At 36.3% G+C, this 24,358-nt stretch carries 20 protein-coding genes and 2 tRNA genes; 4 read left to right on the top strand and 18 right to left on the bottom strand.

What is annotated here, in order from left to right; all coding sequences use genetic code 11:
• The 11 genes from E1750_RS07755 to E1750_RS07805 form a co-directional block, all read right to left on the bottom strand.
• Complete coding sequence (locus tag E1750_RS07755) at positions 1-1,911, bottom strand: DUF3857 domain-containing protein (protein WP_133276225.1); 1,911 nt, start codon at positions 1,909-1,911, stop codon at positions 1-3.
• A gap of 50 nt (positions 1,912-1,961) precedes the next feature.
• A complete protein-coding gene (dtd, locus tag E1750_RS07760; RefSeq protein ID WP_133276226.1) occupies positions 1,962-2,414 on the bottom strand; it encodes a D-aminoacyl-tRNA deacylase in 453 nt (150 codons plus the stop codon).
• A gap of 133 nt (positions 2,415-2,547) precedes the next feature.
• The gene (rsgA, locus tag E1750_RS07765) at positions 2,548-3,525 is read right to left on the bottom strand and encodes a ribosome small subunit-dependent GTPase A (RefSeq protein WP_133276227.1); all 978 of its coding nucleotides are present in this window, start codon (positions 3,523-3,525) and stop codon (positions 2,548-2,550) included.
• Between the two features lie 339 nt (positions 3,526-3,864).
• Positions 3,865-4,389 carry a hypothetical protein gene (locus E1750_RS07770; RefSeq protein ID WP_133276228.1) on the bottom strand — a complete coding sequence of 175 codons (525 nt, stop codon included), beginning with the start codon at positions 4,387-4,389 and terminating at the stop codon, positions 3,865-3,867.
• Positions 4,390-4,489: 100 nt separating this feature from the next.
• Positions 4,490-5,569: a bifunctional 3-deoxy-7-phosphoheptulonate synthase/chorismate mutase type II gene (locus tag E1750_RS07775; protein ID WP_133276229.1), complete on the bottom strand. Its 1,080-nt coding sequence runs from the start codon at positions 5,567-5,569 to the stop codon at positions 4,490-4,492.
• A 74-nt stretch (positions 5,570-5,643) separates the two neighbouring features.
• Entirely contained in the window at positions 5,644-6,495 is an 852-nt protein-coding gene (locus E1750_RS07780) for a prephenate dehydrogenase (RefSeq protein WP_133276230.1), read from the bottom strand.
• Between the two features lie 3 nt (positions 6,496-6,498).
• Complete coding sequence (locus E1750_RS07785) at positions 6,499-7,641, bottom strand: pyridoxal phosphate-dependent aminotransferase (protein ID WP_133278102.1); 1,143 nt, start codon at positions 7,639-7,641, stop codon at positions 6,499-6,501.
• Between the two features lie 107 nt (positions 7,642-7,748).
• Positions 7,749-8,612, bottom strand: a complete 864-nt coding sequence (locus tag E1750_RS07790; protein WP_133276231.1) for a prephenate dehydratase — start codon at positions 8,610-8,612, stop codon at positions 7,749-7,751.
• A 365-nt stretch (positions 8,613-8,977) separates the two neighbouring features.
• Positions 8,978-9,898, bottom strand: coding sequence for a M28 family metallopeptidase (locus tag E1750_RS07795; RefSeq protein WP_133276232.1), 921 nt, complete (start codon positions 9,896-9,898; stop codon positions 8,978-8,980).
• Positions 9,899-9,933: 35 nt separating this feature from the next.
• Positions 9,934-11,187 carry a dicarboxylate/amino acid:cation symporter gene (locus E1750_RS07800; RefSeq protein WP_133276233.1) on the bottom strand — a complete coding sequence of 418 codons (1,254 nt, stop codon included), beginning with the start codon at positions 11,185-11,187 and terminating at the stop codon, positions 9,934-9,936.
• A gap of 105 nt (positions 11,188-11,292) precedes the next feature.
• Positions 11,293-11,889, bottom strand: coding sequence for an outer membrane beta-barrel protein (locus E1750_RS07805; protein ID WP_133276234.1), 597 nt, complete (start codon positions 11,887-11,889; stop codon positions 11,293-11,295).
• Between the two features lie 184 nt (positions 11,890-12,073).
• Here E1750_RS07805 and gldA point away from each other — a divergent pair, with 184 nt between their 5' ends.
• The gene (gene gldA, locus E1750_RS07810) at positions 12,074-12,970 is read left to right on the top strand and encodes a gliding motility-associated ABC transporter ATP-binding subunit GldA (protein ID WP_133276235.1); all 897 of its coding nucleotides are present in this window, start codon (positions 12,074-12,076) and stop codon (positions 12,968-12,970) included.
• A 68-nt stretch (positions 12,971-13,038) separates the two neighbouring features.
• Here the strand turns inward: gldA and E1750_RS07815 are convergent.
• From E1750_RS07815 to mutS, 3 genes are all read right to left on the bottom strand, one after another.
• Positions 13,039-13,124: transfer RNA gene (locus tag E1750_RS07815), tRNA-Leu, on the bottom strand.
• A gap of 331 nt (positions 13,125-13,455) precedes the next feature.
• Positions 13,456-13,528 (bottom strand) — tRNA-Gly (locus E1750_RS07820).
• Between the two features lie 146 nt (positions 13,529-13,674).
• Entirely contained in the window at positions 13,675-16,281 is a 2,607-nt protein-coding gene (gene mutS, locus E1750_RS07825; protein ID WP_133276236.1) for a DNA mismatch repair protein MutS, read from the bottom strand.
• 152 nt (positions 16,282-16,433) lie between these two features.
• Here mutS and E1750_RS07830 point away from each other — a divergent pair, with 152 nt between their 5' ends.
• The 3 genes from E1750_RS07830 to E1750_RS07840 all read left to right on the top strand — a co-directional run bounded on the left by E1750_RS07830 (position 16,434) and on the right by E1750_RS07840 (position 22,086).
• Positions 16,434-16,901 carry a DUF1573 domain-containing protein gene (locus tag E1750_RS07830; RefSeq protein ID WP_133276237.1) on the top strand — a complete coding sequence of 156 codons (468 nt, stop codon included), beginning with the start codon at positions 16,434-16,436 and terminating at the stop codon, positions 16,899-16,901.
• A 72-nt stretch (positions 16,902-16,973) separates the two neighbouring features.
• The gene (locus tag E1750_RS07835; RefSeq protein ID WP_133276238.1) at positions 16,974-17,537 is read left to right on the top strand and encodes an RNA methyltransferase; all 564 of its coding nucleotides are present in this window, start codon (positions 16,974-16,976) and stop codon (positions 17,535-17,537) included.
• A 70-nt stretch (positions 17,538-17,607) separates the two neighbouring features.
• Entirely contained in the window at positions 17,608-22,086 is a 4,479-nt protein-coding gene (locus E1750_RS07840; protein ID WP_133276239.1) for a T9SS type B sorting domain-containing protein, read from the top strand.
• A 95-nt stretch (positions 22,087-22,181) separates the two neighbouring features.
• Here the strand turns inward: E1750_RS07840 and yihA are convergent, their stop codons facing one another.
• Genes yihA through E1750_RS07860 form a run of 4 tightly spaced genes read right to left on the bottom strand, consistent with a single transcriptional unit; the run spans position 22,182 to position 24,241 of the window.
• Positions 22,182-22,802 (bottom strand): ribosome biogenesis GTP-binding protein YihA/YsxC, encoded by a 621-nt coding sequence (yihA, locus tag E1750_RS07845; RefSeq protein WP_133276240.1) that lies wholly within the window; start codon positions 22,800-22,802, stop codon positions 22,182-22,184.
• Positions 22,792-23,133: a HepT-like ribonuclease domain-containing protein gene (locus E1750_RS07850; protein WP_133276241.1), complete on the bottom strand. Its 342-nt coding sequence runs from the start codon at positions 23,131-23,133 to the stop codon at positions 22,792-22,794. The genes yihA and E1750_RS07850 overlap by 11 nt, the downstream gene beginning before the upstream one ends.
• The gene (locus E1750_RS07855; protein ID WP_133276242.1) at positions 23,130-23,432 is read right to left on the bottom strand and encodes a nucleotidyltransferase family protein; all 303 of its coding nucleotides are present in this window, start codon (positions 23,430-23,432) and stop codon (positions 23,130-23,132) included. The genes E1750_RS07850 and E1750_RS07855 overlap by 4 nt, the downstream gene beginning before the upstream one ends.
• Positions 23,433-23,467: 35 nt before the next feature.
• Positions 23,468-24,241, bottom strand: a complete 774-nt coding sequence (locus tag E1750_RS07860; RefSeq protein WP_133276243.1) for an alpha/beta fold hydrolase — start codon at positions 24,239-24,241, stop codon at positions 23,468-23,470.
• Positions 24,242-24,358: the final 117 nt, after the last annotated feature.

Below are 24,358 nucleotides of genomic sequence, written 5' to 3' on the forward strand. Positions count from 1 at the left end.
TTATTGGTTTTTTGTTAAAATGACTTTTGCGTTATCGTTTTTTGTAATTTGCTCCATAAATAGACGATATTCATCGTATTCGGTGTTTTTGTACACTCCTTTTTTAATCAGAATAGCCCGTTTGTAAATCAAATTGCTGTTGTCTTTTTTAATGATTTCGGTTTTGTATTCACCAAATTTGCTGTTCAATTCAAAAGCTGCAGGCATTGCTTCAACAGAAAATCCCGCGGGCAAGGTCACGGCAACTTCATCATTGTCATAATAACCTCTTGATATTTCGAACGGGGTTTTTCGGTTTCGAATTCTTTTGACGCCCCCTGAAGTTTGGTTGAAGGCATCTAAAACAAAAATTAGTTTATTATTAGAAAAAGTACCATAATGTTCCGCACTAATTTCGACCTTTTCTGTAAACATGACTTTTTCTTTATCATTTAAAAAAGCAGTCTTATCAATTTTCAAATTATTGAAATTATCCCAATAATCTTTATAATGTTTTTCCCTTTCGGTGGGTGGTGTCGTTTCCAAACGGAATTTCTGACCATATTGAGAACCCTCCGAAACTATTTCAATTTTTCCTGAAAAATTGCCCGTTTCCGATAAAAAATAGCTGCCTTTGCTGATTTGAGCATTATCTTTGTTTTCGTATGTTTTGGTTCTAATGATTTCTCCTCCCTCAGGTTTTATCACTAAAACATCTCTGTCATCGGTGAAGTTTGCTTGATACCCAAAAGGATCATCCTGACTGGTACACTCTAAAAAAACGTAATTATCCCCATTTGGAATCGTCAAAATAATATGGTTCCCTTGCTGTGAAACAAAATCAGATTCAATATTTTGTTTGTCTCTGCTACCATATAATTTAGTGTAAAAAGACGGAACATCTACAGCATTCAAAAGTGATTTAGTGTAATTAGACAAAGCTTTGCAATCGCCATATCCCAGACGGTCTACATCTTTGACAAGCATAGGTTTCCATCCTCCAATTCCTTCTTGAATACTGACATAGCGCGATTTCTGTTGAACATATTTGTAAATTATTTTGGCTTTCTTAATGGGATCCTTTTCATCACCAACCAAAGCCTTCATTTTTGACCTAGTTTCGTCCGGCAATTCGTCGGTTCCAACTAAGATTTTTTCCGACCACCATTTGCCAAATTCTTTCCAAGTCTTTGCATTTCCATCCACTCCTTCAAGATTAAAATATTCCAATCCCAACATTACTCTTGGAAAAATCTGACTTACATTTGGGCTATAATCCTCGTATTTCTGCGCTAAAATATGGGTAGCCGTGTATGAAAGTTGCGTGGATGTATCGACATTTTTAACTATTTTGAAGTTGGAAAAATTCATTTCCTTCTTTCTGAAACCAAGATTTTCAGGATAAGTTACATTCAAGACACTTTTCTCGACACTTAAAAGATAATCTGTTAGAGGAAACCATTGCGGAACAAAGGCGGTCGTCGAAGTTTCAACTTCCGATTCATAAACCACAGTATAGGGATACAGAATTGGTGTATAATCCAAATAAAGAATGCGACCATCCGAAAAAAGTGTGCCACCATCGACCGCAATTTGGTCTTTGAAATCTTTTCTTTTTATTTTCTTAATTTCGTTTCCAAAACTATCAAAAACAGTCGCTTGAATATTTTCAACTGTTGTTCTCTTATCGTAATTTTCATAGGCATCTACCGCGCCTTGTCCTTTTTCGTTAAGAACAGTAACTATTCGTTTTTGTTTGACATTCATATTTCGTTGAGAGGAAATAAGAATATCGGTTTGGTCTAAACGTACGACTGCATTGGCGTTTTGCTTTAAGCTGTCGGGAATTAACAAAGTAGTGTATTCGGATTTTTGTGCGTAAAAGTGCGTGGCTGAAAGCCAAAAAACAAGGTAAGCTAACTTAAATTTCATTTGGGGGCAATTTTAAACCGAAATTAAAAAAAATTCGGAATAAAAAAAAGTTAATTTCTAAATTTAGAATCAATTAAAATTGTCACCGGACCATCATTGACCAAAGCCACTTTCATATCGGCTCCAAAAATGCCCGTCTGTACTTTCTTACCTAATTCAATTTCAATTCGTTGCGCAAATTGCTCATATAGTGGAATGGCAATTTCGGGTTTTGCCGCTTTAATATAAGAAGGGCGATTGCCTTTTTTGGTCGATGCCTGAAGAGTAAATTGCGAAACAACGATTACTCCGCCATCAACATCTTTTACAGATAAGTTCATTACCTCATTTTCGTCCCCAAAAATGCGGAGATTGGCTATTTTTTGGCAAAGCCAAACAATATCTTCTTGATTATCGGCATCTTCAATTCCAATTAAAACCAATAATCCTTTTTGGATTTCGGCTACGATTGTAGCATCGACAGTTACCGAAGCGGAGGAAACTCTTTGGATTACGGTTTTCATAGCCCCCCTAACCCCCAAAGGGGGAATTTGAAGTTAAAAATTATTTTTTGACAATTCATCTTTTTACACCTTACAAGTATTTAAAAATCATTTTTAGAGCACTACTAGGATTCCCCCTTTGGGGGTTAGGGGCTTATTTCCTGGTTTCATCGCTTGCTTTTCGATCTTCATCGAAGGAATCGGTTCGGTAATTTTCGTCATCGCCTTCGAGGATTTTCAGGTAACTATTGTAGCGTGACCAAGCTATTTCGTCTTTTTCCAAAGCTTTCTTTATGGCACAATGCGGTTCTTCTTTGTGCAAACAATTATTGAATTTGCATTGGTCTTTCAACTTGAAAAACTCTGGAAAATAGCCGCTTATTTCTTCCTTTTCCATATCGACAATCCCAAATCCCTTGATTCCTGGTGTGTCAATTATTCGAGCACCAAAAGACAAATCATACATTTCGGCAAAAGTCGTCGTGTGCTGTCCTTGCTTGCTAGCTTCGGATATGGTTTTAGTTTTTAGATTTAAAGTCGGTTCCAAAGCATTGACCAAAGTCGATTTTCCAACTCCTGAATGCCCCGAAAACATCGTCACTTTGCCAATCATCAATTGTTTTAATTCCTCGACTCCTTTATTTTCAGTAGCAGAAACTCGCAAACATTGGTATCCAATTTCTTGATAAACATGTTGCATATACAATTGTTCATCCAAAGTCGCCTCGTCGAAAGTGTCAATTTTATTGAAAACCAATATGGTTTCAATTCCATATGCTTCAGCGGTAACTAAGAATCGGTCGATGAAATTGAAGGTTGTTGGTGGATTATTGATAGTGACCAAAAGAAAAACACGGTCAATATTCGACGCAATAATGTGCATTTGATGCGAAAGATTTACCGACTTTCGAACGATATAATTCTTTCTGTCGTGAATTTTGTGAATAGTTCCCGTAACAGCATCCGAAGTTTCTTCGAGTTCATAATCTACGATATCGCCCACTGCAATGGGGTTGGTGCTTTTGATGCCTTTGATGCGGAATTTCCCTTTCATACGACATTCGATAAAATCGCCTTGATCGGATTTTACGGTGTACCAACTTCCTGTAGATTTATAAACGGTTCCTGTCATATTTTGATTCACGATTTACGAATTCAGATTTTAGATTTAAAACCCAGACTTTGCAAAGATAAATGATTGTTTTTCGTTTAAAGTTTAAAGTTTGAAGTTTTTCGATTCCGCTAAACAAAAACCCCATACTTTTTAAAAAGCATGGGGCTTCAATTTTAATAAAAACACGAATTAAGAATTCAATATTTTCTCTTGGTGTTCAATACTTTCTTGGTGAATTCCTCTGAATAATTTTATAATAAATTCTTCTACATACCTTTCAAATGACATTGAAACCCTTTTCTAAAAGAAAAAGACCACTAAAAAAGTGGTCTCCTTCAATTTTTCGAAACCGAAAATCTAGTATTTATATCCAATACCTGTTTTGATAGCTTGCGTGCCTCCCAATTGATTAGAATTGTTACCGGTTGTAGCTTTGTCAGAAGTCATTAATACAAACGGACAGCCTAAAACGGCAGCTGCTTTTTTTAATTTCATTTCAGCCTTAATGTCACCTGTATTTCCGGTATGATAATTGATCAAACCTGTTTTTCCTCGTACTTCCAATACTTTCTTAAGACCCGATATGTATGCTTTATCCTCTAAGATTATTACTTTTTCCCAGTCATCTTCATTAGAAACAACAATTTTTTCAGTCACTTCTTCGACTCTTCCTGATTTTCCATAAACAATTTTTTCAACTGCATATTTACTGATAGTATTTTCTGCATCTTCCCCGTCATATTTGAAAATAATCGTAAACTCCTCGAGTTTTACCACTTTTCCCTTAACAACTTCTCCGTTGTGTTTGCTGATAACATCAACTTGCGCATTTACCATGGAGCCAGAAATTAGCATTGCTACTACTAAAATAATTTTTTTCATTTGTTTTAATTTATTAGGTTATATATTATTTTGCAATAATATAAAAAATCCTACAATTAAATAACAGTATTTAATAAAAATTTTATTGATTGTATTCTACTCAAGAATTCAATATTTTCTCTTGGTGTTCAATACTTTCTTGGTGAATTCCTCTGAATAATTTTATAATAAACTCTTCCGTCAATCCCTTTTTAGCGCCTTCGGCAACCATTTTGGCTTGAATTTCATTCCAACGATTGTTTTGCAAAACCGCTACATTGTTCTCTTTTTTGGCTTGACCAATCTCGTCCGCTACTTTCATACGTTTTCCTAAAAGTTCCAATAAATTGGCGTCCAACACATCGATATTGGCTCTTAATTTTGTCATTTTATTTTCGAAATCACTATCACCACTTAATTTTCTGATTTTTAAATCTTTGAAAATTTGTTTCAAAGCATCTGGAGTCACTTGTTGAGCAGCATCAGACCAAGCATTTTCAGGATCATTGTGCGTTTCGATAATCATACCGTCGTAATTCAAATCCAAAGCTTCTTGGGTCACTTCAAGAATCATATCGCGGTTTCCTGTGATGTGAGATGGATCGATAATTAATGGTAAATCAGGAAATTTGTTTTGCAATTCGATAGCAATTTGCCATTCAGGAATGTTTCTGTATTTTGTTTTTTCGTAAGTAGAAAAACCTCTGTGAATAACTCCCAAATTTTTGATTCCAGCAGCATACAAACGTTCTACACCACCCAACCACAAAGCCATATCTGGATTTACTGGGTTTTTAATCAAAACGATTTTATTCGTTCCAGCCAATGTGTCGGCAATTTCTTGAACCGCAAACGGATTTGCAGTGGTACGAGCACCAACCCATAAAACATCGATATCATTTTCTAAAGCTAATTTACAATGTGCCGCTGTGGCAACCTCGGTTCCCATTAGCATTCCAGTTTCGGCTTTTGCTTTTTTCAACCATTTCAATCCAATTTCGCCCACACCTTCAAATCCTCCCGGACGCGTTCTTGGTTTCCAAATTCCTGCTCTAAAAACACTTACATCTGAATCTTTCAGAGCGTGAGCAATTTTCAAAACTTGTTCTTCTGTTTCAGCACTACAAGGTCCTGCAATTACAAATGGATGAGTCAAATTGAATTCGTTCAACCAATTTCTCATTTCTTTCTTGTTTTCCATCTTATTTTTTATTTGTGGTTTATTGTTCGTTGTTTATTGTTCTTTTTTGCTGCAAACTGCCATCTGCAAACTGACTACTTTTTCATTCCGTTTAATATCTCTTTGATTTTATTCACACTTTGCATTTCATTGAAAATGGCATCGAAATCGTCATTCGCCAATAATTCTTTGAAAAGTGTTAAATTGGAAATGTATTCTTCCAATGATTTTACCACTTGCTTTTTGTTTTGCTTGAAAATCGGCGTCCACATCGCTGGTGAACTTTTGGCCAAACGCACTGTACTTTCAAAACCAGAACCCGCCATATCAAAAATATCTTGTTCGTCTTTCTCCTTATTAATTACCGTTTTTCCTAGCATAAACGAACTAATGTGCGACAAATGCGATACATAAGCAATGTGCTTGTCGTGCGATTTTGGATCCATATAGCGAATTCTCATTCCCAAACTTCGGAACAAATCCAAGGCTTTTTCCTGTAATTTGAATGTCGTTTTCTCGACTTCACAAATGATGTTGGTTTTCCCTTGAAACAAGTTTTTTATAGCCGCCGAAGGTCCCGAAAATTCCGTTCCCGCAATGGGATGCGTGGCAATAAAATTTCTTCTCCTCTGATGATTTGCCACCGCTTCACATATTGGTATTTTGGTAGAACCCACTTCAAAAACTATCGTATTGTCACCAATAGCATCCAAGACTTTTGGCATAAGAGTCAAGGCAACATCCACAGGAACTGAAACAATTACAAAATCGGCTTCCGCCAAATCATCAAATGTTCCTACTTTATCAATCACTCCAAGAGTAATGGCTTCTGCCAAATGACTTTCGTTAGTGTCAATTCCATAAATAGTCGCATCCGGATGTAGTGATTTGATGTCCAAAACCATCGAACCGCCAATTAATCCTATTCCTATTACGTGTACTTTCATTTGTTAAAATCTATCTATTGCTTCTTGTATTTTTTCCTCTTTTACACAAAGTGCAAATCGGATATACCCTTCACCATTTGACCCAAAAATGGTTCCCGGCGTAATGAAAATTGATTTTTCGTATAATATTTTATCAATAAAATCTTCTGATGATGAGATTCCTGCTGGCAATTTTGCCCAAACAAACAATCCAACACCTTCCTTATACACTTCACAACCTAGCTTCTCGGCCAATTGCTCTGTTAAAAGTCTCCTTTTTTTATAAACGGCATTCATCGAATCGAACCAAGATGGATCACTTTTCAAAGCTTCAATCGCTCCTTTTTGAATTCCGAAGAACATTCCGCTGTCCATATTGCTTTTTACTTTCAAAACCGCATCAATACAAGCAGCATTTCCTAAAACCATTCCCACGCGCCAACCTGCCATATTGAAGGTTTTTGACAAGGAATTTAATTCCAAAGCAACTTCTTTTGCACCTTTGACTTGTAACAAACTCATCGGTTTGTCATTCAAAACAAAGCTATACGGATTGTCGTTAATCAATAATAGGTTGTGCTTTTTGGCGAAAGCCACTAATTTTTCGAACAATTCTAGACTTCCTCTTGCTCCTGTTGGCATATGCGGATAACCCAACCACATTATTTTCACTTTCGATAAATCTAACTTTTCTAAAGCATCGAAATCAGGTTCCCAATTGTTTGCTTCTGTTAAATCATAATAAACTGGAACTGCACCAACCAAATTAGTCACCGAAGAATAAGTCGGATATCCTGGATTTGGAATTAAAACCTGATCTCCTTCGTTCAAAAATGCCAATGAAATGTGCATAATTCCTTCTTTGGAACCCATCAAAGGCAAAATTTCCGTATTAGAATTTAAGGCAACTCCATAATTGTTCTGATAAAAATCAGCCATTCCAGTTCTCAATTCCGGCAATCCTTGGTAACTTTGATATTGATGCGCATTTTCTTCTTGCATTGCCAATGTTACGGCATCAATAACCGCTTGTGACGGTCTCAAATCTGGGCTACCAATTCCCATATTGATAATGGGTTTCCCTTCGGAAGCCAATTGTCTCACTTCTCTCAATTTTGATGAGAAATAGTATTCTTCAACTATATCTAAACGTTTTGCGAGCCCCACCCCAACCCTCCCCGAAGGGTAGGGAGCCGTGACAGTCGCATTTTCTGAAATAATGCTTTTTTGTAAATCTTTCAATTTGTCGTTTTTTAAATCAAAAATTAACTATTTTATTGCTCCATAATTCCCCCTTCGGGGGCTAGGGGGCTTGGTTTTGTATTTTTATATTCTCCTAATACTTTGAAATATTCTGCCATAATTTCCATCAATGATTTTGCTTTGGCGTAATCTTCATATTTATCGAAAGTCACATCCACAAAAAAGGAATATTTCCAAGGGGTTTCAATTTTTGGCAAAGATTGAATTTTGGTTAGATTCAGTTTGCAATCACTCATTACATTCAAAACTGCTGCCAAACTACCTCTCTTGTGATCCAATTCGAATTTGATGGAAGCGCGATTAATTTCGTCCTTTGGCACAAATGAATTCTCCTTTTTGATAATAACAAAACGAGTCATATTATTATTAATCGTTTGAATTTCAGGGGCTATAATTTCTAAATCATACATTTCGGCTGCCGTTTTGCTGGCTATCGCAGCTATTCCTGAAAGTTGTTTTTTTTGAATTCTACGCGCTGTTTCAGCAGTATCTTTGTCCTCGACTAATTTAATTTTTGGGTATTTTTTTAAGAATTCCATACATTGCAACAACGCCATCGGATGCGAATGCACTTCTAAAATATCTTTGATTTTCTGACCTTTCAACCCCATTAAATTTTGATGAATATCCAAATAATGTTCTCCAATAATGTGCAAATTGTTTTTGTCAATTAAGGCATAATTGGGGATAATTGGTCCTGCAATAGAATTTTCAATCGCCATAACCGCTTGATCCGATTTACCAGACAATACACTGTCAATTAATTTGTCGAATGACAAACATTCATCCACCTCAACTTCATTGCCAAAATATTCTTGTGCCACCTGATGGTGGAAAGAACCTTTTATACCCTGTATCGCAATTATTGTACTCATAATAATTCAAAAAAAAATCCTGATTTTCATCAGGATTGTATATTAGTTTTATTTGTTTTTATAATCTTTCAAATAACCATAGACAATCCTTACTTCCTAAAGAAGAAATAGTAAGTATTGCTAAAATAAAAACGGTTAGTTGACATAAAATCTCGATTTTTTTAAAAATCCTCTGCGAATTTATAAATTTTATTTAATTAACCCAAAAAAAAAGTTGGTTTTGTTAGTCAAAAAAAAGAATTGTCGATAAAACTAGTTTTTCGTTGTATAATGTTTAAAAAAAAAGCCTCAAATTATCATTTTAAGAATTCAGCACGAGCGTTTTCTGTATCAAAAATTCTTTTTTGACCGCAAATGCCCCTTCCCTATTTTATCCTTGATGGAGTATCTTGTCCGTTTATTATGCTTTGAGCGCTAATTGCAATTGATTTTATAATTTCGGTCATATTCGCTAAATCTAAAGATGAAACCTCATCGCTCAATTTGTGATAATTGGGTTCCGAATCCATTTTGGAGGTAGAAATTGTATGCGCAGGTACTCCTAAAGCTGCCAATCTCGCATTGTCTGAACGATAAAAAAGTTGCTGTTTTGGATAAGGGTCTGGATAGAAATTAAAGTTAGATCCCTTTAAATTTTGTTGCAAAATAGTGCCAAAATCAGATTTTTCGAAACCCGTTATGTAAGCTGAATTTTTACCCCATTTACTGTCTGTTCCTATCATTTCAATATTAAACATCGCCACAACTTTCTTAGCATCCATATTTTCAGAGAAATATTTCGAGCCAAATCCCCCTACTTCCTCTCCTGTAAAAGCTACAAAAATAATGGTCCGCTCATTTTGATTTAATTCTTTTAAATACTTTGCCAACGCAATTACCGCCGTAGTTCCCGAAGCATCATCATTGGCCCCATTAAAGACCTTGTCTTCCCCATTTTTCTTCATTCCCAAATGATCATAATGCGCCGAAAAAATAACGTATTCATCGGGTTTGGATTTACCAGGGAGCATTCCAATCACATTATTTGCGGCTTTGCCTTGAGCAACAAATTCTTGTCGGTAGTTTTTTAATTCCTTAAAAAAAGGAAGATTCATTTTTTTGAATTCATTTTCGATAAATACGGAAGCCGAATCAATACCCGGCGTAAAAATAGCTCTTCCTTCCATTTTATCGGAGGCCAAGACACTTTCAATTCTAGCAATTTCCTCTTGTTGGATCATCGGTTTTTCTTGCCCTTGAACTAAAATTCCAAATAAGAAAACTGAAATAATAAATGAATTTTTCATAGTTGAATTTGAATTGTTTGTTTCTTTTTTATTTGTTATGCTACTAAATTTTTAGAAAGCCATTTCTTCCCTTCAGAAATTCGAGCGACCAACATCGTAGCTACCAAGTCGCCATTGGCATTCAACAAAGTTGCCATCGGATCAATCAAGGTTCCTATTATCATTGCGGCCGGCAAGGCTTGTTCCATTGGTAACCCATAAACAGTTATAGTTAAAACTTCCCCAATATACCCTCCATTTGGAATTCCCCCTTCGACCACCGAAACAATAACCGTAATTCCCAAGGCTAAAAGCAAAGTACTAGGTTCTGTAAAATCTTTGCCAAACATAGCGAAAAGAATTGCAATTTTGATAATAGAGCCCGTAGAAGAACCATCTTTATGCAAAGGCGCACCCAACGGAATTACAATATGACTGATGTGATTAGGAATTTTCATTTCTTCGGCAGCTTCTAGATTCGCCGGGATTGTGGCAATGCTGCTACAGGTTCCCAGAGCGGTCAAAGAAGGTGTGATATTGTTTTTCCAAAAAACGGTTAGTCCCTTTTTACCTCCAGCCATAAAAGCATATAAACTAAAAAACACAATAAAATAAAAACCACAAACAGCATAATAAAGCCCTAAAGGTTTGGCGTAAGTACCAAATAACTGTGGTCCAAAAATCCCAACTTGATAAGCAAAATAAGCTCCTAATCCTATTGGAGCTGTTTTCATAATCAAATGCAATAATTGTTTCATCACCTCATCGCCCGACTTCAGGAAGTTTTTGAAAGTTTGTCCTTTTTCACCCGATCGCAAAGTGGCAAAGCCTATTAAAAAAGAAAATAATATCAGCGCCAACATACTTTTCCGAGTCAACAATTCAGAAAAATCATTGACGGTAAGCAATTGTGTTATTTGGGTTCCAACATTGCTTTCTTGAATCGTTTCTAATGGTACTTTCGAAAGGATAATCTCTTGATGAATCGGGAACAGCAAAACGCCGAGAATCATAACCACTGCAGAAACAATTACAGTTCCCAAGAAAACAGCTAACATAATACTAAATAATTTCCCCAATTTTTCTGTTTTTTCTAAAGTCGCAATTGAGGTCGCAATGGTAAAGAAAATCAATGGAATGATGGCGGTGAATAACATATTTAGAAAAATATCGCCCAAAGGTTTTATCACTTCTACACCTTTCCCGAAAACCAATCCTAAAATGCTTCCTGCCAGAATCCCTCCCAAAAGCAATAAAATATCACTGTAATTCTTCAAAAAAATACTCAAAGGGGTATTTTGCTTTGCCATAATTCATAAAGTTTAGGTAAATATATAAATCTAAATGAAATTTTCCCAAATAAAAAAGCATCCGTGAAAAACGAATGCTTTTGTAACCTTTATCAAGTTTATCTGTTAGAAGTTTTTAGAAATCCCTATGTTAAATGATTGTCCAAAATTGAAATAAAAATTACTATCACTTGCGTTATTTTGATTACTCTTAATATTTGAATATGTCAAACCTCCAATACCGAAGTTTAATCCAAAATTATTTTTAATATTTAGAAACAAGCCTGGCGCAAAACTCATATAAAAACCATCAAATGTAGTTGTTGAAGAAAAAGAATTAGTGTTGGTTTCTTTAAGATTTTTGTAACCTGCACCTAAATCAGCATATAACAAAAACATTTGGCTAAGTGATTTTGAATACCGGACAAAAGCTCCTGCTGAAAAGTTTTTAGTTATTCTTTCCTGATTATTCGATTCATTTTCTTGATAAGTGTATTTGTTTTTAGAAGATGAAAATCCAGTTTCAACCCCTACTGTCCAATTATCCTTGAACTGATATCCTACTTTTGGAGAAAAATTAAAGTTATCAAACTTGGACTCACTTGCTTGATTAGAGTCTTTATTAGACCAAAAACTCACATTCCCTGATACTAAGTACGTACCTTTTTGAGCGTTTGCAAAGCTAAACATAGCCAATGCAAGAATTACTAATGTTTTTTTCATTTTTTTTTGTTTAAAATTTAATATGATTTTAACAAGAACCATGCCATATTTCTTATAAATTATTTCAAGATGCTTTATCGAGTTTTAATCTAAATAAAAAATAGTTGTAAGAAAGACAACAAAATCTATAATTTGATTTAGCACTCCATTATTTTCTGTTTACTTTTGCTACAAATAAAAAAAAATGTCAATAGAAGTAAATAACATATCAAAAAGTTACGGTGCTCAAAAAGCTTTGGACAACGTTTCTTTTGCTGTCAAAAAAGGAGAAATTGTCGGCTTTTTGGGACCCAATGGCGCCGGAAAATCGACTTTAATGAAAATATTGACCACTTATATTGCTGCCGATGAGGGCGATGCGATTGTAAACGGATTTAATGTCCATTCGCAATCCAAATCTGTCCAACAATCCATTGGTTACCTTCCGGAACACAATCCGCTGTATTTGGATTTGTACGTAAGAGAATATTTGGCCTTCAATGCCAATGTTTATAAAGTAGCCAAATCCAGAATTGAAGAAGTAATTCAATTGACGGGTTTATCCAATGAAAGCCACAAGAAAATAGGGCAATTGTCCAAAGGCTACCGCCAACGTGTAGGATTGGCAAATGCTTTATTGCACAATCCAGATGTTTTGATTCTCGACGAACCAACCACAGGTTTAGACCCGAACCAATTAGTCGAAATTCGTAATGTGATAAAAAATGTGGGCAAAGACAAAACTGTTTTTCTTTCGACACACATTATGCAGGAAGTCGAAGCCATTTGTGACCGTGTCATTATTATTGACCAAGGGAAAATTGTAGCCGACAAAAAACTTGACAACTTAATTTCGGAGGAAAAACAGCAAATCATCGAAGTGGAATTTGACAAAACCGTCGAGGAACAATTGATTGCCAAAATCGAAAATCTTACTACTTATAAAAACACTCAAGACACTATTTGGGAATTGACCTTCAATGCCGATAAAGATATGCGTCCTGCCGTTTTTGATTTTGCCAATGCCAATGCCTTGAAAACTCTACAATTGAATCAGAAAAATAAAAATCTGGAAGCGGTTTTCAGGGAAATGACGAAGTAATGACGGCAAATTTTGGAATAAAAAAAACCGCAAAGAATTAAAAATTAATTCTTTGCGGTTTAACTAAGTACTCAGAGCGGGACTTGAACCCGCACGAACATTGCTGTTCACTGGATTTTAAGTCCAGCGTGTCTACCAATTTCACCATCCGAGCATTACTTTTCGATGTTATATCTAATTTTTAGAAAAAATTAATTAAATACAGCACCATCCGAGCATTCTACTAATTTGATGTTATATCTAATTTTTAGAAAAAATTAATTAAATACAGCACCATCCGAGCATTTTACTAATTTAATGTTATATCTAATTTTTAGAAAAAATTAATTAAATACAGCACCATCCGAGCATTTTACTAATTTGATGTTATATCTAATTTTTAGAAAAAATTAATTAAATACAGCACCATCCGAGCATTTTACTTTTTGATTTTAAATCTAATTGAAAATCAATTAAATCTACCATCTACTAAGCGTATGGTTTTGAGCGAAAAACGGGGCTCGAACCCGCGACCTCGACCTTGGCAAGGTCGCGCTCTACCAACTGAGCTATTTTCGCATTTTTCATTCTGTAAAAGAACTCAACACTTAATCGTATTGCGGATGCAAATTTAAGACATTAATTCAATTACACAAGCCTTTTTTGCAAAAAAAACACAGACAAAATATAATCTTCTGATAACCTAATCTTTAAACTATGAGAAACTATTTTTTTGTCAGCATTCTTTTGATTTCGTTGAGTTTCATCAAGGCTTCCATAGGGGTAATGCTATTGATATCTAGACTCAAAATCTCGTCTTTGATTTCTTCCAACAAAGGATCGTCAAGATTGAAGAAACTCATTTGCATATCTTCTTTAGCCGATTTGATTCCATTTAGGGCATCGCTGGAATGATCTTTCTCCAATTTCTTCAACAACTTTTGCGCTTTCAAAATCACGATTTGTGGCATTCCCGCCATTTTAGCTACGTGAATTCCAAAACTGTGCGCACTTCCTCCTTTTACTAACTTTCGAATAAAAAGCACGGTGTCTTTTAGTTCTTTGACCGAAACATTGTAATTCTGTATTCTCGGTAAGGATTCACTCATTTCATTCAACTCGTGATAATGCGTGGCAAAAAGTGTTTTGGGTTGCGAAGGATGTTCGTGCAAAAACTCGGCAATGGCCCAAGCGATGGAAATTCCATCGTAAGTGCTGGTTCCGCGTCCTATTTCGTCCAACAACACCAAACTTCTATCGGAAATATTATTCAAGATAGAAGCAGTTTCATTCATTTCGACCATAAAAGTAGATTCGCCCATCGAAATATTATCACTTGCTCCTACTCTAGTAAATATTTTATCAATAATTCCCATTCGAACACGCTCTGCCGGCACAAAACTTCCCATTTGAGCCAAGAGTACAATTAAAGCCGTTTGACGCAAAATAGCCGATTTACCCGACATATTAGGCCCTGTAATCATTATCAATTGCTGCGTTTCTCTATCCAAGAAAACATCATTGGCAATGTAAGGCACGCCAACGGGCAGTTGTTTTTCGATAACGGGATGCCTGCCGTTTTTGATATCCAATTCGAATGTTTCGTCGAGCTCTGGACAAACGTATTTGTTTTCAATCGCCAATTGCGTAAACGAACACAAACAATCGAGTTGCGCCACCAAATTGGCATTCATTTGAACCGGTTTGATATAAGTGGCAATCCAAGAAACTAATTGCTCGAATAATTCGACTTCAATTTTATAAATTTTTTCTTCGGCACCCAGAATTTTGGTCTCGTATTCTTTTAGTTCCTCAGTAATATAACGTTCAGCGCTGACCAAAGTTTGTTTGCGAATCCATTCTGCGGGCACTTTATCTTTATGCGTGTTTCGAACTTCGATATAATAGCCAAAAACATTATTGAAGGAAATTTTCAAGGATGAAATACCAGTTCGTTCAGATTCTCGTTTTTCAATTCCTTCCAAAAATTCTTTTCCCGAGGTCGATATGGCACGCAATTCATCCAATTCAGCGTGAACCCCTTTGGCAATTGCATTCCCTTTGGCTACAGCCACTGGCGCATCCTGATTGAGAACCGTTTTTATTTTTTCGCGCAGTAAATCGCAGCTGTGCAGGCTGTCGCCAATGACTTTCACGGCTTCTTGCGGACTAGCCAATGCCAAAGTTTTTATTGGAATAATAGCATCTAAAGATTCTTTTAAATATACAACTTCACGTGGCGAAACCTTGCCGGCGGCAATTTTAGAAATCAAACGTTCCAAATCCGAAATCTGTTTGATTTGCTTTTGAATGTTTTTCAACACTTCCTGATTTTCTTTCATATAGGAAACAACCTGATGGCGGCTTCGTATTTTATTCGCATCTTTCAAAGGCAAAGCCAACCAGCGTTTGAGCAAACGCCCACCCATTGGCGAAAGCGTTTTGTCGATAACATCCAGCAGCGTCACCGCATTGGGATTGTAACTGTGATATAATTCAAGGTTTCGAATCGTAAATCGATCCATCCAAACGTAGGCGTCTTCAGCAATGCGCTGAATCGCCGTAATATGTTGCACTTTGTTGTGTTGGGTTTCGGATAAATAATATAAAATCGCTCCCGAAGCGATAATGCCTTCTTTCAATTCTTCGACACCAAAACCTTTGAGTGAAACCGTCTGAAAATGTTTGGTCAAAGTCTCGAAAGCATAATCTTCTTTGTAAATCCAATCTTCGAGATAAAAACTATGATAATCCTCTCCGAAAGTTTCCCGGAAATCATTTTTATTATTTTTAGGTACTAGAACTTCACTGGGACTGAAATTCTGCAACAATTTATCAATATATTCAGCATTGCCTTGCGCTGTGAGAAATTCACCAGTAGAAACATCTAAAAACGAAATTCCGATGGATTTATTGGCAAAATAAACGGCTGCCAAGAAATTGTTGGTCTTCGATTGCAGCACCTCATCATTCATCGAAACACCCGGAGTTACAAGCTCTGTAACGCCACGTTTCACGATGGTTTTGGTCATTTTTGGATCTTCGAGTTGGTCGCAAATCGCTACACGAAGTCCCGCTTTGACTAATTTTGGCAAGTAGGTATTAATGGAATGATGCGGAAAACCCGCCAAAGCGGTTTCGGTTTCGGAGCCGGCGCCACGTTTGGTCAATGTAATCCCCAGAATTTTCGAGGCCCGAATGGCATCTTCGCCAAAGGTTTCATAAAAGTCTCCGACTCTAAACAACAAACAGGCATCCGGATATTTCCTTTTGATTTCGTTGTATTGCTTCATTAAAGGCGTTTCCTTGACCACTTTTTCTTTTGCTGACAAAATTTGTATTTTAAATTTAATAGAAGGCGAATTTATATATTTTATGCCGAATTTCGAACACTCCATAAATTTAAAACATATTTAAGCAATTTTTAAGTTGAATTTTCGATTTTTTCTATAAATTTGTCTCTCAATTTTAAATTAAAATAACGATGAAAAAAATTATTGCTCTTTCAATAGCGCTGTTGGCATTCACTTTTTCTAATGCCCAAGAAACTTCAAAAGCGACCAAATCTGTAAAAAAAGCGACAGCAAAAACAACTGCACCAGCCTTACCTAAAGTAGAAGGTGCGGGAATGGTTTTCGTATCTGAAACCATCGATTATGGTACGATTGCTGCGAATTCAGATGGCAAAAGAGAGTTTGTTTTCACCAATAATGGCAACAAACCATTAATCATAACCAATGCTGCTGGTTCTTGTGGTTGTACTGTTCCTTCTTATTCTAAAGAACCGATCGCACCTGGAGCGAAAGGTGTAATTGGCGTAAAATACGATACTTCAAGAGCTGGACAACCATTCACAAAAACCGTAACAATCACTTCAAATGCGGCAGGAACCCCTTCGAAAGTCTTGACCATCAAAGGAAATGTACTTGCTGCTGAGGCTCCGAAAAGCTAAATTTTAAATTATTATTCTAAAAAAGCTTCCTTAATTTTGGAAGCTTTTTTTTATTTAATACCGTTCAAAACAATGAGAAAACTAGAAAACAGTGAACTCGACCGAAAATCAATTGAAGATTTTAAACAATCCAAAAAGACGCCAATTATCCTTGTGCTGGATGACATTCGCAGCTTGCATAATATTGGCTCCGTTTTTAGAACAGCTGATGCTTTCTTGGTTGAAAAGATATATTTGTGCGGCATAACAGCTACGCCTCCCAACAAGGAAATACACAAAACCGCACTTGGCGCTACCGAAACTGTAGCTTGGGAACATCATACCAATGTGCTTGAAGTGATCCAGAAATTGAAAGACGAAAAAGTCACCGTATTGGCAATCGAACAAGTAGAAAGTGCTGTTTTTCTTCAAGATTTTACTGTTGAAAAGGACAAAAAGTATGCTTTAGTTTTTGGCAACGAAGTATTTGGAGTTTCTCAAGATGCAGTTGCTATTTGTGATGGTTGTATCGAAATCCCACAATTGGGCACCAAACATTCTTTAAACATTTCCGTAAGTGCTGGAATAGTCGTTTGGGATTTGTTTAAAAAAATGAAAGCCCCCCAACCCCCGACGGGGGAGTTTCGCATAAAATAACTAATCGAAATCTGATTATTCACATATCCTTTACTATTTTTACACCATCGTTTAAGAAACTAAACACATAATGAAAAAGTTGTTTTTTCTCGTCGTACTACTCTCTAATTTTTTGGGTTATACCCAATATACTTTAATTCCTGATGCGAATTTTGAGAAGGCGTTGATTGGTTTAGGAATTGATAGTGGGGCAATTGATGGGAAAGTGCTTACTGCAAATGTGAGTGGCGTAACAGATTTGAATGTATCATACAAAACAATAACTGATTTAAAAGGAATTGAAGATTTCCAAAATCTAAAAAATTTTAATTGTCTATGGAATCAATTAACTAGTATCGATTTATCTAAAAATATCGTATTATCTAATTTAGATTGTTCAAATAATCTACTGACAACTTTAGACACTTCTAAAAACACAGCTTTAACTAATTTAAATTGCTCCTTTAATCAATTAACGAGTTTGGATGTTTCTAATAATACCGTTTTGAATAAACTATATTGTGATTCTAATCAATTAAAGAGTTTAGATGTTTCTAAGAATTCGGTATTAAACTATTTGAATTTTTCTGAGAATCAATTAACAAATTTAGATTTCACAAAAAACACTAATTTATTTGTCTTGTCTTGTTTCAATAATAACTTAAAAAGTTTAGATGTTTCTAAAAATTTTGGTTTAACTACTTTATATTGTTACAATAATCAGTTAACCAGCCTTAATTTAAAAAACGGTGGTAATGGTATTTTGTATTTTCGGGGAGGAAACAACCCAAATCTAAACTGCATACAAGTAGATAACAAAACATTTTCCGACACCAATTGGTCGGCATTTAAAGACGCCACAGCCACTTTCTCAGAAAACTGTAGTAAAACAGCTGCTCCAATCGCACCCCCAGTAATCACAGCAACAGGAAATCAAACCTATTGCCCAGGAACGTCTTTAAAAATTGTGGAAACCATTTCCATAACAAGCGACCCTGCAGAGCCAAGCACAGACGCGATTTACATTCAGATCTCTTCGGGTTATGCCAACGGTCAAGACCAATTAACACTGGCTAATCCAACAGTTCATTCAAACATTACAAGCAGTTGGGATGCAACAGCTGGAAAACTAAAATTATACAGCCCTACAGGAAATAAAATACTTTACACAGACTTTGTTTCGGCTATCAAAGATGTTGAATTTAGCAATTCATCACCAAGCCCAACAGGCAATAGAAATTTTTCTATTACAATTGGATCGGCCAATTTTTTGCCCTCTACAGGTCATTACTATGAATACGTTCCACTAATTGGTATCACTTGGACCAGTGCAAAAGTGGCAGCGGAAGGCCTCAATTATTACGGTTTAAAAGGCTATTTAGCAACTATTTTATCTGCAGAAGAAGCCCAAATTTCTGGTGAACAAGCCTCAGGAGCTGGCTGGATTGGCGGAACCGACCAAGAAATTGAAGGAACTTGGAAATGGGTCACAGGACCTGAAGGCTTAGCCAATAGTGGAACAGGAATCGTTTTTTGGAACGGATTAGTCAATGGTTCCACGCCCAATTACGCGAAATGGAACACAAACGAACCAAACCAATATTTAGGCCGTGAAGAAGATTATGCACATATCACTGCTCCAGGGGTAGGTATAACTGGATCTTGGAATGACTTGACAATCACTGGCGATCCAAATGGAGATTATCAACCGAAAGGCTACATAGTAGAATATGGTGGTATGCCTGGCGATCCTGTGCTTCAGATTTCGGCGAGTACGGCAATGAAAATGTCTCAACTGACCATAACTCCACCAAGTGCCATTTGTTTTGGAGAAAAAACGACACTACAAGCCAGTTCTACATCGGGAACAATAAATTGGTATGATGCTGCAACCGGGGGGACTTTGCTACAAACGGGGACCAGTTTTACAACACCTATACTTAATGCTACTACCACTTATTATGTTGATAATGGCTGTTCGGCACGAACTCCTATGACTGTAACTGTAAATCCGTTGCCCAATATTAATCCTGTTGCTATTCCAAGACAATGTGACGATAACCAAGACGGAGTTTTTGTTTTCAACACAGCAACTCTTGAATCTACTTTGCTAAATGGGCTAACCAATGTTACCGTAACCTACTTCGACTCCTTGGACAATCCCTTAAAAGATGCTACTGGAAAATTAATCACTAGTCCGTTTCCTGCCAATTTCGCGACTACATCACAAACCATTAAAGTGGTGGTTACCGAAAATAATACGTTGAAATGCGCTAACAAAACAACGATTCCATTTATTGTAGACGATTTGCCTGAAGCGTTTGCTGTTCCCGCAACTGTAACAACGGCTTGCGATGACGAACCCATGCCGTCGAATCAAGACGGAAAATTTCCTTTCAATACTTCAAATATTGAAACAACTATTTTAGGTGGACAAACCGGAATGAAAGTGAGTTATTTGGATAAAAATGGCAACCCATTATCAAGTCCTCTTCCCAATCCTTTTTTAACAACTAGTCAAATTGTAACCGTCAAAGTAGAGAACACAATAAATCCGAGTTGTTTTGCCACTACCACTTTGAATTTTGTTGTTCACCCATTGCCCATCGTAAATGACGTTACTATAATTCAATGCGATACCGATTTAGTTGTCGATGGAAAAACATACTTCAATTTAACAGTAAAAAATGCTGACATTTCCAGCAATTTCGCCAATGAAACTTTTACGTATTACAGTTCGTTAAACGGAGCCACTAATGCTATTTCAGCTGATTTAATTGTAAATCCGTTGGCATTCGAAAACACAACGCCAACATTAATGGATGTTTGGGCTAGAATTTCGAATAAAATTACGGGCTGTTCAAGTGTTGCCAAAATCACTTTGAAAGTACCTGCCACAAATATTCCGCCTACTTATAAAATTCCATTTGCACCCGTTTGCGATGATTTTTTGGATGCCAATGGAAACAATACTATCAACAACAATAAACGTGACGGAATAACCACTTTCGATTTTTCATCTACTAAAGGAACTATCTTAGCATTACTCCCAACTAATCAAACTTATGCTATCAATTACTATAAAAACGAAGCGGATGCTTTGGCGGAATTGAATGTGATTTCCGATATTTCCAACTACAGAAACATTGGTTATCCTAATTCGCAAGACATTTGGATCCGCATCGACAGCGATTTAGACAATGCTTGTTACGGTTTAGGCCCCTATTTAACTTTAAATGTCGAAGCCTTGCCTTTTGCCAATGCAGTACCCATTCCGAGGCAATGCGACGATAATGCGGATGGCATTTTCCCTTTCGATACGACTTCACTCGAATCGGATTTATTAAAAGGACAAACTAATGTTAACGTAACTTATTTTGACCAAGCCAACAATCCCCTAAAAGATGCCAACGGAGTTTTAATCACAAGTCCATTTCCATCCAGTTTTGCTTCAAAGTCGCAAACCATCAAAGCGGTCGTAACCAATGCTACACTTCAAGCCTGCTATGATGAAACCGACATTACCTTTATAGTCGATAATTCGCCTGTTGCATTTACGGTTCCTTCAAGCTTAACTACTACTTGCGATGACGAAGCTGATCCTATCAATCAAGATGGAAAATTTGCTTTTGATACCTCAACCTTCGAAACTACTATTCTCGGAGGTCAAACGGGAATGCAGGTCAAATATTACGACCAAAATAATGTGTTATTGCCTAGTCCTTTGCCCAATCCATTTGTAACTAATACACAAAATGTTACGGTTAAAGTTGAAAATCCATTAAACCTAATTTGTACCGCAACCACCACTTTGAATTTTATAATCAACCCGACTCCCAAGATCGATTTGAATTTAGATGGCGCTGATAATGAATTGGTTTGTTCCAATCTTGCTACTTTTTTTGTAACACTTGATGCTGCAATAACCGATGGCACACCGACCACTGATTATGATTATGTATGGGAAAAAGATGGGAAATCTATTGGCACTAATTCGCCCACACTGCCTGTAAACGAAGAGGGAATCTACACGGTTGAAGTGACCAATAATTCAGGTTGTAGCAGTATTCGAACCATAACCGTCACCGCTTCGAATGTGGCCGATTTTACTGTGGATGTTGTAGATTTAACCGATGTCAATACGGTCACCGTCACCGCAACCGGTCCAGGAGATTACCAATACAGTTTAGATGAACCCAATGGCTTTTGGCAAGATTCGAATGTATTTACTAATGTTCCCGCTGGAGTTCATATCGTCTATGTCAATGATAAAAACGGCTGTGGAACCGTGAATCAAGAAATTATACTAGTAGGAGTTCCAAAATTTTTCACACCCAACGGCGATTCTTATAATGATGTTTGGGAAATAAAAGGCGTGGCAAAATACCCGCAGGCCGAAGTCCAAGTATTCGATCGTTTTGGAAAGTATCTAACAACGCTAAACGCGATCAATAAAAATTGGAACGGAATGTACAATGGTGCTCCATTGCCCGCCGACGATTATTGGTATATCTTAAATTTAGGAAATGGTACACCAGAAATAAAAGGTCATTTTTCGCTAAAAAGGTAGTAAAATGACACTCAAGGGGTACACATTTAAGTGAAATTTGATCATGAAATCAAAAATAGCTGGATTTTCGAACTGCCAGATTTTGGAAAATAATTTTAAAACTCGCTATTATTCTTGAAAACTTCTTGATTGACCTCATCGATATAGCTTAACACTTCTTCTTTTCCAGTTGATTCAGTGGCTGAAGTGACAAAATATTGTGGCATTTCGGCCCAATTGTTGGCAAACATTTTCTTTTTATAAGCTGCAATATGCGAATCTATTTTTGTCTTGCTAATTTTGTCCGCTTTGGTAAAAATAATACAAAACGGAATCTCGCTTTCGCCCATATAGGCCATAAATTCAATGTCAATATTTTGAGCTTCGTGACGAATGTCAATTAGTACAAAAGCACAAACGAGTTGCTCTCTGGTTTCAAAATAATCGGTGATAAACTGCTGAAAAACAGATTTAGTCTTCTTCGAAACTTTGGCATAACCGTAGCCTGGCAAATCGACCAAGAACCAATTGTTATTGATTTTGAAATGATTTATTAACTGAGTTTTCCCGGGTCTTCCCGATGTTTTGGCCAAATTTTTATGATTGGTCAACATATTGATTAATGAAGATTTCCCAACATTCGAACGGCCAATAAAAGCATATTCTGGCAAAAAGTCTTTTGGACATTTATCCACTTGAGAATTGCTTACGATAAATTCGGCGGTATTAATTTTCATCTAATAGTGTTTTTGCTTCAATTAGTAACAGAGGGATATCTTTATTGATTATTTTCCAAATTAAAATATCATCCACAGCGTCATAGGCATGAATTACGTTGTTTCTTAAATCAACAATTATTCGCGAATATGAAATTGAAATATTTGGGTTTGTTTTCAAGAGTTTCGACATGGCTTCGCCAATAATTTCAATTTCTCTTTCTACAGCTCTTCTCTTGGTTTTATTTGACAAATATTCTTCGAGAATCCTTCTGCCTTCCGGGTGTTCGTCTATTGAATTTATGGATTCAACAATATCAAGAAGCAGTTTCTTTTCCTCCCGTGTTGTCATAATAATTGAATTTTGCTTTCATTGATACTTTCAATGAGGTAAGGATTTCGTAAAGTTTTTTCTGCCACTAAATCAACCTGTGTCTTCAATAAAGCTTGTAATTCTTCCAAGAGACTGAAATAATTATTAGCATACGTTTCATAATCCAAGTCTTCAGAAAAGCTATACAAGAAATCAACATCACTATTCTCATTGAATTTATTGGTTGCCGCGCTGCCAAACAAGAACACCCTTTCTGCACCATATTTGGTGAACACGTTTTTAATTTGAGGTAGTTTAGTTTCTATTTGTTTTTCCATTTTGACAACTTGTTTAAAAAATTCGGCAAATTCCTTTAGTGTGCCTTCAAGTGAGTATGCGTCAACCAATCTTCAAGCAAGCGATTGAACTCGTCTGGGTGTTCCATCATCGCTGCATGACCACATTTTTCTATCCAATACAAAGTAGCATTGGGCAATAATTCACTAAACTCTTCGGCAACCGACGGAGGCGTAACCCTGTCATTTCTACCCCAAATCAAGCATGTTTGCACGTGCATTTTGGGTAAATCTTTCGCCATATTATGCCGAATGGCACTTTTAGCAATCGTCAGTGTTTTTATCAATTTTATTCTATCGTTTACCGAAGCATAGACTTCATCAACGAGTTCTTTGGTGGCTATTTTTGGGTCATAAAAAACATCTTCTGCTTTCTTTTTGATGTATTCATAATCCCCTCGTTTGGGATAACTATCTCCCATTGCACTTTCGTAAAGCCCTGAACTCCCTGTCAATACAAGTCCAGCCACTTTTTCTGGATACATTTTTGTGTGATACAAGGCAATATGTCCTCCCAATGAATTTCCCAATAAAATCACTCTATCAAAGCCCTTGTACGTAATAAAATCCTTTACATATTTTGCAAACGCTTTTACATTCGTTTTCAAAATACTCTGTGTGTAAATAGGCAAATTCGGAATTATAACTTTATACCCTTTTTCGGAAAAATAACTGGCAACAGCATCAAAATTACTCAAACCTCCCATTAAACCATGTAAGACAACAATCGGAGTTCCTTCTCCAGCCTCATAAAAGCTGTACCTGCCTTCTTTCTTAAAGTATTTTTCCATACGTTTTATAGCGAATTTTCAATTGAGGCAAAGATAGGTTTTATAACTTAAAAATAAATCTTGGAGCAAAATTTTATATATTTTAATCCAAACCGCCACCGAAAGTAAAAAATCGAC

The organism is Flavobacterium nackdongense, from assembly GCF_004355225.1.
Lineage (GTDB): Bacteria > Bacteroidota > Bacteroidia > Flavobacteriales > Flavobacteriaceae > Flavobacterium > Flavobacterium nackdongense.

Coding starts and splice junctions, on each gene's coding strand:
- E1750_RS07755 (WP_133276225.1), bottom strand. CDS start 1,911: ATGAAATTTAAGTTAGCTTACCTTGTTTTTTGGCTTTCAGCCACGCAC.
- dtd (WP_133276226.1), bottom strand. CDS start 2,414: ATGAAAACCGTAATCCAAAGAGTTTCCTCCGCTTCGGTAACTGTCGAT.
- rsgA (WP_133276227.1), bottom strand. CDS start 3,525: ATGACAGGAACCGTTTATAAATCTACAGGAAGTTGGTACACCGTAAAA.
- E1750_RS07770 (WP_133276228.1), bottom strand. CDS start 4,389: ATGAAAAAAATTATTTTAGTAGTAGCAATGCTAATTTCTGGCTCCATG.
- E1750_RS07775 (WP_133276229.1), bottom strand. CDS start 5,569: ATGGAAAACAAGAAAGAAATGAGAAATTGGTTGAACGAATTCAATTTG.
- E1750_RS07780 (WP_133276230.1), bottom strand. CDS start 6,495: ATGAAAGTACACGTAATAGGAATAGGATTAATTGGCGGTTCGATGGTT.
- E1750_RS07790 (WP_133276231.1), bottom strand. CDS start 8,612: ATGAGTACAATAATTGCGATACAGGGTATAAAAGGTTCTTTCCACCAT.
- E1750_RS07795 (WP_133276232.1), bottom strand. CDS start 9,898: ATGAAAAATTCATTTATTATTTCAGTTTTCTTATTTGGAATTTTAGTT.
- E1750_RS07800 (WP_133276233.1), bottom strand. CDS start 11,187: ATGGCAAAGCAAAATACCCCTTTGAGTATTTTTTTGAAGAATTACAGT.
- E1750_RS07805 (WP_133276234.1), bottom strand. CDS start 11,889: ATGAAAAAAACATTAGTAATTCTTGCATTGGCTATGTTTAGCTTTGCA.
- gldA (WP_133276235.1), top strand. CDS start 12,074: ATGTCAATAGAAGTAAATAACATATCAAAAAGTTACGGTGCTCAAAAA.
- E1750_RS07830 (WP_133276237.1), top strand. CDS start 16,434: ATGAAAAAAATTATTGCTCTTTCAATAGCGCTGTTGGCATTCACTTTT.
- E1750_RS07835 (WP_133276238.1), top strand. CDS start 16,974: ATGAGAAAACTAGAAAACAGTGAACTCGACCGAAAATCAATTGAAGAT.
- E1750_RS07840 (WP_133276239.1), top strand. CDS start 17,608: ATGAAAAAGTTGTTTTTTCTCGTCGTACTACTCTCTAATTTTTTGGGT.
- yihA (WP_133276240.1), bottom strand. CDS start 22,802: ATGAAAATTAATACCGCCGAATTTATCGTAAGCAATTCTCAAGTGGAT.
- E1750_RS07850 (WP_133276241.1), bottom strand. CDS start 23,133: ATGACAACACGGGAGGAAAAGAAACTGCTTCTTGATATTGTTGAATCC.
- E1750_RS07855 (WP_133276242.1), bottom strand. CDS start 23,432: ATGGAAAAACAAATAGAAACTAAACTACCTCAAATTAAAAACGTGTTC.
- E1750_RS07860 (WP_133276243.1), bottom strand. CDS start 24,241: ATGGAAAAATACTTTAAGAAAGAAGGCAGGTACAGCTTTTATGAGGCT.